The sequence below is a fragment of the Pseudonocardia sp. KRD291 genome (assembly GCF_019263595.1).
In the GTDB taxonomy this organism is placed as follows: Bacteria; Actinomycetota; Actinomycetes; order Mycobacteriales; family Pseudonocardiaceae; genus Pseudonocardia.
In genome coordinates, this window is the sequence record NZ_JADQDD010000461.1 from 1 (window position 1) to 2703 (window position 2703).

Annotated in this window: 3 protein-coding genes; 1 reads left to right on the forward strand and 2 read right to left on the reverse strand. The window is 73.6% G+C overall.

From position 1 onward, the window contains the following. Together I4I78_RS31720 and I4I78_RS31725 are read right to left on the reverse strand one after the other, a co-directional pair. Positions 1-401 (reverse strand): hypothetical protein (locus tag I4I78_RS31720; RefSeq protein WP_218615197.1); only part of this gene is annotated, 401 nt, incomplete at its 3' end. A gap of 105 nt (positions 402-506) precedes the next feature. Continuing rightward, complete coding sequence (locus tag I4I78_RS31725) at positions 507-1043, reverse strand: TetR/AcrR family transcriptional regulator (protein WP_218615198.1); 537 nt, start codon at positions 1041-1043, stop codon at positions 507-509. Between the two features lie 163 nt (positions 1044-1206). On the opposite strand from I4I78_RS31725, the gene I4I78_RS31730 reads away from it, so the two are divergent. Beyond that, on the forward strand, positions 1207-2703 hold a 1497-nt coding region (locus tag I4I78_RS31730), incomplete at its 3' end, for an MFS transporter (protein ID WP_218615199.1).

Below are 2703 nucleotides of genomic sequence, written 5' to 3' on the forward strand. Positions count from 1 at the left end.
CCGGGGGAACGCCCCTGACGCTGCTCGGCGAGGCTCTGGTCGATCGCGTCGGACTTCGCGGCCTGGCGGCGGCGCTCGCGGATGCGCAGCAGCACCAGCATCGACACGCCGTAGGCGATACCGACGACCAGGAGCACGACACCGATCTTGAACACGATCGTCTGCACCGGACCGTTGCCGCTCGGGACGTCCGCGATCGAGATCATCGCCAGCACGCCGAGCGTGAGCAGGTGGAACAGGACGCTGAGCAGCCGGTTCAGGGAGCGGGCGGTCTCGTTGTTCTGGAAGACCTCCTCCAGGAACGGCTCCCCGCTCCGGAACAGGATCTGGCCGACGCCGACGGTGATCACCAGTCCGATGAACACCATCACCAAGGCGCTCGCTCCGCCGGAACTGTCCACGCAGCTGCCTCCCCTACTCGCCGACGCGGTGAGCGTACCGGCTGTGATCGATCGGTGCGCCCCGCGATCGGGCGGTTCGCCCGGTTCGCCACGTACCCGCTCCGCTCAGGCCGACGCGGCCAGCAGCGAGCGGAGCTTGCTGCGCAGCTCCTCCACCGAGACGTCGCCGGTCAGCGGCGCGCCGGTGAGCGTGCGCAGGTAGAGCCCGTCCCCGACGAGCTGCACCAGCCAGGCCAGCACCGGGTCGGTGATCTCCTCACGCAGCGCGGCCAGCCCGTCGGCGTCCACTCGCGCCAGCACCTCACGGGCGGCGGTGCCGCTGGCGTCGGCGATCCGCAGCGTGGCCAGGTAGGTCCGGGTGAGCCCGGCCGGCGAGGCGGCACCGGGCACCGACGTGCGCAGGTAGTAGGCCACCGGCCCGTCCGGATCCGACCGCATCAGCTCCGCGTCCCGGGTGCTGCGCTCCCGCAGCCGCTCCAGCAGCCCGCCGGCCAGCGCGTCCTTGGACCCGAAGTGGTAGAGCAGCCCGCCCTTGGACACCTCCGCCGCGGCCGCCACGGCGTCCAGGGTCGCGCCGGAGGGGCCCTGCTCGAGCAGGAGCGACTCGTAGGCGTCGAGGACGCGGTCGCGGGCGCCGGTCATCGACACAGTCTAGGGACGGCCACCGGAGCGGGGTGGGGCCTCTCACCCCGCCGAGGCCTGGCCGTTGACGCGACCTTGACTGTACCGTCTGGACGGTATGAATATGTACCGGCTGGACGGTACACAGGCGTCACCATTCCGTTGCGAACGCGAGAGAACCCCGATGTCCCTGCTGCACCCCCGCACGCCGCTGCCACGCACGTCGCAGGCACCGGCGCCGACCGGCCTGCGCGCCTGGCTCGCGCTGGCCGTCCTGACCCTGCCCACGCTGCTCGTCTCGATCGACAACACGGTGCTCGGCGTCGCCCTGCCCGCGATCAGCACCGCGCTGCGGCCGGACGCGACGACGCTGCTGTGGGTCGTCGACGTCTACCCGCTGGTGCTGGCCGGGTTGCTGGTGACGATGGGGACCCTCGGGGACCGGATCGGGCGCCGGCGCCTGCTGCTGATCGGGGTGGCCGGGTTCGGGCTGGTCTCGCTCGCCGCGGCGTACGCCACCGACGCCACCCACCTCGTCGCCGCCCGGGCCCTGCTGGGGTTCTTCGGCGCGATGCTGATGCCCTCGACGCTGGCCCTGCTGCGCTCGGTGTTCACCGACCGGGCCCGGCGCCGGACCGCGCTGGCCGTGTGGGCCACCGGTTTCGCGGCCGGCGCCGCGCTCGGACCGATCGTCGGCGGGGTGTTGCTGGAGCACTTCTGGTGGGGCTCGGTGTTCGTGGTGAACGTGCCGGTGATGGTGCTGCTGCTGGTCGCAGGCCGGTTGCTGCTGCCGAGAGGAGCGAAGGCGGAACGAGAGTCTGCACCGGAGTCGCGGACGGCCGGCGCGGACCGTCTCGACCTGGTCGGCGCCCTGCTCTCGCTGCTGACGATGGCCCCGCTGGTGCTCGCGGTGAAGCTCGTCGGCGCGGACGGGATCACCCCGGCCGCCGGCCTGTCGTTGCTGGCCGGGCTGGCCGCGGGCGCGGCGTTCGTGGCCCGCGCCCGCGCGCAGGTCCGCGCCGGACGCCGCCCGCTGATCGACATCGAGCTGTTCGCCGCGCCGGTGCTGCGCTACAGCGCGCTGGCCAACGCGACGACGATGTTCGGCCTGACCGGGCTGCTGTTCTTCTCCGCGCAGTACCTGCAGCTCGTACTCGGGCGCTCGCCGCTGCAGACCGGGCTGCTGTTGCTGCCGGGGTTCGTCGCGACGGTGCTCGCCGGTCTCGGCGCGGCGCGGCTGGCCCGTCGGGTGCCGTTGCACGTGCTGGTCGCGATCGGGCTGACGCTCGTGCTGGTCGGCTACCTCGCGTGCCTGTGGCTGCGGGTGGACTCCGCTGCGGTCCTGCTGGTCGCCGCCGCGGTGCTGATCGGGACCGGGATCGGGCTGTCCGAGACCGTCACCAACGACGCGATCCTGGCCGCCGCGCCACCGGAGCGCGCCGGAGCCGCGTCCGCGGTGTCCGAGACCGCCTACGAGATCGGGGCCGTGTTCGGCACCGCGGTGCTCGGCGGCGTGCTCAGCGCGGTCTACCGCAGCGCCGTCGCCGTCCCGGGCGGCGCGCCCGCCGAGGCCGGGGAGACGCTCGGCGGCGCGGTGGACGCCGCGTCCGGGCTCCCGGCGGAGGCGGGCGCGGAACTGCTGGCCTCCGCCCGGGACGCGTTCGCCCTCGGGGTGGACGTC

Coding starts and splice junctions, on each gene's coding strand:
- I4I78_RS31725 (WP_218615198.1), bottom strand. CDS start 1,043: ATGACCGGCGCCCGCGACCGCGTCCTCGACGCCTACGAGTCGCTCCTG.